Source organism: Psychromonas algicola, from assembly GCF_004378355.1.
Classification (GTDB): Bacteria; Pseudomonadota; Gammaproteobacteria; order Enterobacterales; family Psychromonadaceae; genus Psychromonas.
The window spans coordinates 139221-147504 of record NZ_SNUB01000007.1; the positions used below are offsets into that span (position 1 = coordinate 139221).

At 36.8% G+C, this 8284-nt stretch carries 8 protein-coding genes; all 8 read right to left on the reverse strand.

What is annotated here, in order from left to right; genetic code table 11:
* Positions 1-7: 7 nt before the first annotated feature.
* The 8 genes from E2R67_RS05615 to sbcB all read right to left on the reverse strand — a co-directional run bounded on the left by E2R67_RS05615 (position 8) and on the right by sbcB (position 7923).
* Positions 8-700: a M15 family metallopeptidase gene (locus E2R67_RS05615; RefSeq protein WP_243836960.1), complete on the reverse strand. Its 693-nt coding sequence runs from the start codon at positions 698-700 to the stop codon at positions 8-10.
* Position 701: 1 nt separating this feature from the next.
* Entirely contained in the window at positions 702-1835 is a 1134-nt protein-coding gene (gene dapE, locus E2R67_RS05620) for a succinyl-diaminopimelate desuccinylase (protein WP_134289942.1), read from the reverse strand.
* A 9-nt stretch (positions 1836-1844) separates the two neighbouring features.
* On the reverse strand, positions 1845-2195 hold the full coding sequence (locus E2R67_RS05625) for an ArsC family reductase (protein ID WP_134289943.1): 351 nt from the start codon (positions 2193-2195) through the stop codon (positions 1845-1847).
* Between the two features lie 160 nt (positions 2196-2355).
* Entirely contained in the window at positions 2356-2865 is a 510-nt protein-coding gene (gene crr, locus E2R67_RS05630; protein WP_134289944.1) for a PTS glucose transporter subunit IIA, read from the reverse strand.
* A 64-nt stretch (positions 2866-2929) separates the two neighbouring features.
* On the reverse strand, positions 2930-4651 hold the full coding sequence (ptsI, locus tag E2R67_RS05635; RefSeq protein WP_134289945.1) for a phosphoenolpyruvate-protein phosphotransferase PtsI: 1722 nt from the start codon (positions 4649-4651) through the stop codon (positions 2930-2932).
* A 43-nt stretch (positions 4652-4694) separates the two neighbouring features.
* Complete coding sequence (locus E2R67_RS05640; RefSeq protein ID WP_134289946.1) at positions 4695-4952, reverse strand: HPr family phosphocarrier protein; 258 nt, start codon at positions 4950-4952, stop codon at positions 4695-4697.
* Between the two features lie 380 nt (positions 4953-5332).
* Positions 5333-6298 (reverse strand): cysteine synthase A, encoded by a 966-nt coding sequence (gene cysK, locus E2R67_RS05645; RefSeq protein ID WP_134289947.1) that lies wholly within the window; start codon positions 6296-6298, stop codon positions 5333-5335.
* A 194-nt stretch (positions 6299-6492) separates the two neighbouring features.
* Positions 6493-7923 carry an exodeoxyribonuclease I gene (gene sbcB, locus E2R67_RS05650; RefSeq protein WP_134289948.1) on the reverse strand — a complete coding sequence of 477 codons (1431 nt, stop codon included), beginning with the start codon at positions 7921-7923 and terminating at the stop codon, positions 6493-6495.
* Positions 7924-8284: the final 361 nt, after the last annotated feature.

The window sequence follows — 8284 nt, forward strand, 5'->3', positions numbered from 1 at the left end:
CCACTCCTTAGCTAAATGATGACCTTGGGCTTACGTTACAAATGTATTGTTTATATATGGTAGGCAATTCTTGTTGAATTAGCGATTTTCCAAGCACTGAATGTGACATTAAGGTGTCTGAAATCAGATCTAACTCTAGTTGTGAAAGAAATTTTTCAGCTAAAGGGAAATAACTAATATGCCAAGGCTCCTGTGCAACGCCACCTTGATCTTTTTGGTAAGGTAAATAAAAGCCAAATTTTTCAATATTTTCAATTAGCCATTGTGTTAAATCGAAGAAATATCCTCCTTCAGTATATTCACTTTTTTGCAATTGCAGCGATTGCCCTTGAGGTAATAAAGTGGGGTCATAGACATCCATATCTGTTCCCCAATGGTGACGACTTGCAGAGGGTAAAGCTGACCAATGTAATATTTGATATAACTTTTCAATCTCTGTCGTTTTACCTAAATCAATGGGCTCTTCATTATGATCTAAGATAGTGACTTCACCTGAGTATTTTCTATTCCAAATTAACCGCTGACGTTCGAAGCTACGAAATGCACTCGCAATATGCAAAGTGAAACCTTGTTGCTGAGCGGCTTGTTGTAAAGCCGTAAAGTCAGCAACAATATCGCTATGCAGTAACCGATTAGGTGCAAACTCTGTAAGGTGAGTTTGCACTTGTCCCGTTAATTGCTCCGGCGTCATCGTTTTCATATTATGCTAATAGATTTTTCAAAGTAAGTTTAAAAATATCTACTAATTCATCCAATTGAGCGATATTAGTTGATTCGTTTACTTTATGGATAGTCGCATTAATTGGCCCCAATTCGACAACCTGTGCCCCTGTTGGAGCAATAAAACGTGCATCAGAGGTGCCTCCACTTGTTGATAGCTCAGTGGTGATACCATTTGTTGCTAATATTGCCTGTGCAACAGCATCAGTTAATGAGCCAGGTTCAGTAATAAATGGCTGTCCGTTATAAGTCCAATTTATTTGGTATTCAAATCCTGCTTTATTAAGAATGGCTTCTACCTTATCTGTGATCATATCTGCCGTTAACTCCGTTGAATAACGGAAATTACATTGCACAACGGCATCACCTGGAACGACATTACTTGCGCCAGTCCCTGAATTGAAATTAGTGATTTGAAAACTAGTCGCAGGAAAGTATTGATTACCTTTATCCCATTCAGTTTGCACTAATTCAGCTAATGCTGGTGCTGCAAGGTGGATTGGATTGTTGACTAAATGCGGGTAGGCAACGTGACCCTGTGTGCCTTTAAAAGTTATATCGGCAGTTAATGAACCACGGCGTCCGTTTTTGATGATATCGCCAACATGATTAGTACTTGAGGGTTCGCCCACAATGCAATAATCAATTTTTTCATTTCTTGCTTCTAATACATCAATAACACGAGTGGTTCCGTTAATGAATGGACCTTCTTCATCACTAGTGATTAATAACGCAATTGAGCCTTTATGATCTTGATGTTCTTCAATGAAGGCTTCTAATCCTAACATAAAGCAGGCGATCCCACTTTTCATGTCCGCTGCGCCACGACCATATAACATACCGTCTATAATGGTTGGTTCAAAGGGAGGAGTCGCCCAGTTTGCTTCAGGCCCAGTTGGTACAACATCTGTATGTCCTGCAAAACAGAACAAAGGTGCTTCTGTGCCTCGGCGAGCCCATAAATTAAGAGTGTCTTCAAATTCCATGGTTTCACAGACAAAACCTAACTTTTCTAAACGTGAGATTAATAGATCCTGACAACCTGCATCTTCAGGCGTTACTGAGCGACGACTAATTAAATCTTGCAATAATGTTACTACAGGGGAGTGTGGCATCTTATTTCCTTATACAGCAAAAAACGTTTGGTAGCTTTTTTGATTAAAGCCAACGATAGCATGACCTTGATGAACAACAACAGGGCGCTTAATTAATGTAGGAAAGGCGATAAATAGCTCATTTACACTACTTTCATTGAGTGTTTCTTTTTGTTCTTCTGTTAGTGCTCGATAACTTGTACTGCGTTTATTAAGAAGCTCATCCCAGCTTGATGTTAAATATAATTTTGTTAATAAATCACTATCTAAACCATCTTTACGATAATCGTGAAAAGAAAAAGGGATGTTATTTTCATTAAGCCATTTTTGTGCTTTTTTTATCGTATCGCAATTAGGGATACCGTACATTATTGTTGTCATGAGAATTGCTTATCAATTGAAGTAAAAAGATGCAGAGATTGTAACAAGGTAACAACAATAATACCAAAGCCGCTACTTAATTAAGCTAAAAATATGAAAGAGGGGGATTAAAACAAAAAAAGTCGCAGAAGCGACTTTTTTAAAAGCGTTTAAAATTAAACTATTTAACGATTTTAAGCACAATATCAGTAGCAACTTCAACTTTGCCTGACATTTTTTGTAGCTCTTTAATTTCGTCCATATTTGAAATAACAACAGGTGTTAAAATTGATTTTGCTTTTTCAGTTAAAAACGCTAAATCAAATTCAATGATCGTATCGCCTGCTTTAACTTTTTGGCCTTCTTGAGCAATACGTGTAAAACCTTCACCTTTTAATTCAACAGTATCAATACCGAAATGAACAAACAGTTCAATTCCTGTGTCTGATTCCAATGAGAAAGCATGGTTTGTTTCGAAAATTTTACCTATTTCACCATCACAAGGAGCAACCATTTTGTTGCCAGTTGGGCGAATCGCAATACCGTCACCAACTATTTTTTCTGCAAAAACCACATCCGGCACATCTTCAATAGGCACTATTTCACCAGAAATTGGTGCAACCATATCAATTGTATCTGCTGTTTGTGGGCTGCCAGTGACAGCTTTTTTTAATGAATCGAAAAAACCCATGTTGTTTAACTCCAAATTTTAAAAAAGTAAAATAAAAAGTCAGCGCACACTGACTTTTTATTAATTAGTTAATACCTTTGGCATGGTTAAAGTCATTAACTAAAGTTTCGATTTCCGCAGCTGTTGCCATTGAAAGCGCTTTATCAGCTAGCTCTTTAACTTCAGAGAAGTTAGTGCTACGAATAATCTTCTTAACTGTTGGAATAGAAATAGCACTCATAGAGAACTCATCTAAGCCCATACCTAGCAACAATAATGTTGCTCGTTCGTCTCCCGCTAATTCACCACACATACCTGTCCATTTACCAGCCGCATGAGAAGCATCAATAACTGTTTTTATTAATGTTAATACTGAAGGTGCAAGAGGGTTGTATAGGTCAGAAATTAATTCATTACCGCGGTCAACGGCTAGAGTGTACTGTGTTAAATCATTTGTGCCAATACTAAAGAAGTCTACTTCTTTAATTAAATGATGAGCAATGGCTGCCGCAGCAGGTGTTTCGATCATTACACCAATCTCAATATTCTCATCATAAGCAACACCTTCAGCTGCTAATTCAGCTTTTAGTGTTTCTAAAATTAATTTTAGCTTACGTGTTTCTTCAACAGAAATAATCATTGGGAACATAATACGAATTTTACCAAACGCTGAAGCGCGAAGTAATGCACGTAATTGTGGATTCATGATTTCAGGGCGGTCAAAACAAATTCGAATTGCACGCCATCCTAGGAATGGATTTAATTCTGTTGGTAAATTTAAGTAAGGCAGGTCTTTATCACCACCAATATCCATTGTTCGGATAATACATGCTTTGCCTTCCATCGCTTCTACTACGTCTTTATAAGCGAGGAATTGTTCTTCTTCTGTTGGCAGTTGATCTCTATCCATAAATAGAAATTCAGTACGATATAAACCAACACATTCTGCACCATTACGTTTAGCGCCATCGGTATCTTTAACAGAACCTACGTTTGCACCAATTTCAACTTGATGCCCATCTAAAGTTTCTGCAGGAAGATCTTTGATTTTAGCTAATTCAGCTTTCTCGTTTAAGAATTCATCACGAATAGCTTTAGCTTTAGTTAGCTGAGCTTTAGTTGGGTTAATGATAATTTCATTATTCAATGCATCTAGAATAATCAAATCACCATTTTTTACTTTTTGAGTAATATCATTAGTACCAACAATCGCTGGGATCTCAAGTGAGCGTGCCATGATTGAAGTATGAGAAGTACGACCACCAATATCAGTGATAAAGCCTAATACTTTATCTAAATTGATTTGAGCTGTCTCTGAAGGGGTTAAATCGTTAGCGATTAAAACAACTTCTTCTGATATGTTACTTAGGTCAACAAGTTTGATACCTAATACATTTTTTAATAAACGATTACCGATATCACGAAAGTCTGCTGCACGCTCTCGTAGGTATGGATCATCTAGTTCTTGCAGCATCGTTGCGTTTTCTTCAACCACATGATTGATAGCAAAATCTGCAGAACATTTGTTCTTCTTCATATAGGCTACGATATCTTCTTCAAGCTCTTCATCTTCAAGGAGCATAATATGCCCTTCAAAAATGGCTTCCTTTTCTTCACCGAAAGTTTCAAGCGCTTTTTGCTTAACTATTTCTAGTTGAGCTGAAGTTTTTGCACGACCATCTAAAAAACGAGTAATTTCTTGCTCTGTATTTTGAACTTTGTGTGTATTAATAGAAATTTCGTCTTCTTGTAATAGCAACGCTTTTGCAAACGTAATGCCAGGTGATGCGAGAATTCCAGATATCATAACCTATCCTTAAATTACTGAATGTATACTACAGAGGCATTAATTAAACTAATGTCGCCATTAATTCTACTAGTGCATCAACAGCTTTTTGCTCATCCGTGCCTTCAGCTTTAATATTCACTGATGTACCTTGTGTTAGACCTAACGTTTGTAATTTGAACAAACTTTTCGCGCTTGCAGATTTAGTACCTACTTCAACTGTAATGTCAGATGCAAATGATTTTGCTTCTTTTACAAATTGAGCTGCAGGACGAGTATGTAAGCCGTTTGGCGCTGTAATTACTACTGTTTTCTGATACATGTGAACACCTTAAATTAATTAGAATTTATAATAATAGCATCTTAAGTTAATAAAAAGTAAGTTGCTATATATGATGAATGATATTCCATAAGTAAAGTAACTAAAAGTCAAAATTAAAGGTTAGATCTAGGTCAATATAATATTCATCAAATATTGCTTTAGTAAACCTTCCTCTCATTTATTCATTTTAATCAAAAGCGTCAACAACATTGCTAAGTTGTATTCGCGTGATCATTCACCAATTAATGCAAAGAAAAGTAAAAAGTAAGCATTTTTGCCTGTTTTTATCTATTTCTTCTTTGTTTTTAATGGAATTTTGCTTAAAAAAAAGACGCTCTACAGCGTCTTTGTTTATCAGATATTTGTTAACTAATTAACAATTAAGCGAAGTTTTCGCCTTCAAAAGCACCTGCAAAAAGTGCTGTTGAAAGGTAACGCTCACCTGAACTTGGTAAAATAACAACAATATTTTTATCTTTGTTCTCTGGTTCTGCTGCGATACGTGCTGCTGCAACAACAGCTGCACCAGAAGAGATACCAGCTAAGATGCCTTCTTCTTCCATTAAGCGACGAGCCATCGCGATAGCGTCATCATTACTTACTTGCTCAGCTCTATCAACTAAAGTGATATCTAAGTTTTTAGGAATGAAACCAGCACCGATACCTTGGATTTTATGTGGACCTGGTTTAACTTCTTCGCCTGCTAATGTTTGCGAAATAACTGGAGAATCTGTTGGTTCAACAGCAACACTTAGAATTGCTTTACCTTTAGTTTCTTTAATGTAACGGCTGATACCTGAAATTGTACCACCAGTACCAACACCAGCAACTAACACATCAACTTCACCGTCAGTATCATTCCAGATTTCTGGACCTGTAGTTTGTTCGTGAACTTGTGGATTTGCTGGGTTATCAAACTGACGTACAACGAAGTATTTACCTGGTGCAGATGCTGCAATTTCTTCAGCTTTGTTGATTGCACCTTTCATACCTAAAGCACCATCAGTTAATACTAAGTTAGCACCTAATGCTTTTAATAATTTACGACGCTCAACACTCATAGTGTTTGGCATTGTTAATGTGATTTTGTAACCACGTGCAGCAGCTACTTCAGCAAGAGCGATACCTGTGTTACCACTTGTTGCTTCAACTAATTCAACGCCTTTAGTTAAAGTACCGTTTTTCTCTGCTTCCCAGATCATATTTGAACCGATACGACACTTAACACTGAAGCTTGGGTTACGGCTTTCAATTTTTGCAAATACATTACCTGTAGTTACATTGTTTAAACGTACTAATGGTGTGTTACCCATTGTTAGAGAATTATCGCTAAAAATCTTGCTCATTATGATGTTCCTATGTGTTGGGGTTATTAATAATTGGGTACTAGCATATCTAATGTTTATAAATGCGAAAGTAAAATTTTGTTATACCATATAGGTTTTTGAGATATGTGAGTGATAGTAGGTCGTCATGATGTGCAAACAAGACCCTATTTATCTTGTTTACACTGACCACTCAATTTAAATAATTAATTCACTTAATTACTACTACTTAAAAATTCTAAATAGTGCCCAAGCTTTTGTAATACTTCTATTTTTTCTGGGCTGTGTTGATGCTCAATTGCTAACACATTTAAACGTTCAACATAGGCATTAGCATGTTCAATTAAGTAAGCTTCTCTATGTCTAGCCCACTTTTCTTGCTCTTCACTGGATAGTGATAATGGGTAATTCCTTGCTTTATAACGACGCCATAATGCATCTAAATTAGGATCATCAAAGTTAGGCTGAAAAGTAGCAACTTGCTGGGGCGCTAGTGTCGTAATTGTTTTTGATTCAGCTTTGTCATTGGCAGAGGCAAAGCCACCTGAATACAACTTTTGCTCTGGTTGTTGTTCTTTTGAACTTTTGGCCTCGGTATTAAAAACTGCAATCAACTTATCGACTAAATCATGATTTGCCGAGAAAAAATTCATCGATTCACGACACTGTTTGGCATCAACACCTAATTCCTTGGCCCTTTCTGGGGTTAACGTTTTTGCACTTGCAACAATAGGGCACTTGTTTATATGAATCAGTTTAATAGGCGGTCTATTAATCCCTTCTGGCAAATTATCTGTCGCGGTATATAAATAAGTTTGAAGCTCTTCTACTGATAATGAAGCAAGCTGAGTTAAATCTTTATTAAGATCAACAACAATCACCGCATTAGTATTCGTTGGATGCTGTGCAATGGGGAGAATATATGAACAACAACCTTGTAACGCAGAGAACATACCTGAAATATGAACCAAAGGCGTAAATGTACCTAACTTAAGTTCATTCAATACTTTATTCTTTTGGCGCAATCCATAACAAAAATCAAATAACTTTGGATGTACTGTTTTGATTAGTTTTGCCATCGCAATGGTTGCATAAACATCTGACATCGCATCATGAGCTTGCTCATGTGCAATTCCATTGGCTTTGGTTAGTAGCTCTAACCTAAAGCTTGGTGCATCATTTTCATCATAAACCCACTCAATTCCTTCAGGTCTTAATGCATAGCATGCGCGTACCATATCAATGATATCCCAACGCGAACAACCATTTTGCCATTCTCGTTGGTAAGGATCGTGGAAATTACGATATAAAGTAAAACGTGTTACTTCATCATCAAAACGGATATTGTTATAACCGACAACACAGGTGTTTTTCTGTTGAAATTGCTGCAAAATATTGAAGATAAATTGGTTTTCAAATTCACCATGCTGCAACGCATGTTGAGGAGTGATCCCCGTTACTAAACACGCTTCAGGTGCCGGTAAATAATCATTTGGCGGACGGCAATACCATTCATAGGGTTCAGAAATAACATTCAAATCAAGGTCAGTACGAATACCCGCAAATTGAGAAGGGCGGTCGGTTGCCGGATTTAATCCGAAGGTTTCATAATCGTGAAAGAAAAAGCTTGGGCCATCTTGATTCATGTTCTATTACCTAAAATATCTAATTAGCTATATTGTGGCTAATTTGATCTTAAAAAGCGAATGAAATGGAGGTTGGTGTGCATTTTAACAAAATATTTTTACTAAATGTTGTTGTGGTTTTTTGAGTGCTCGTCTGCGCTCGTCCTGTTTTTTGATTTAAATGTATGGATGTCCCAAACTTTTTAGTTGTCGTACGAAGAGTCTGAATTTAACAACGAATTTATCTTCTTTACTATTCAGTGTCCCGTCCTGAAATAGGTTGACGGTTTTAATGGAAGGCCAGTAGCTCTTGCTCCTGGTCTTTTTTATGCACTTGATTTGGGGTTTTCATTCCCAAACTCATATGCGGTCGCATTTCATT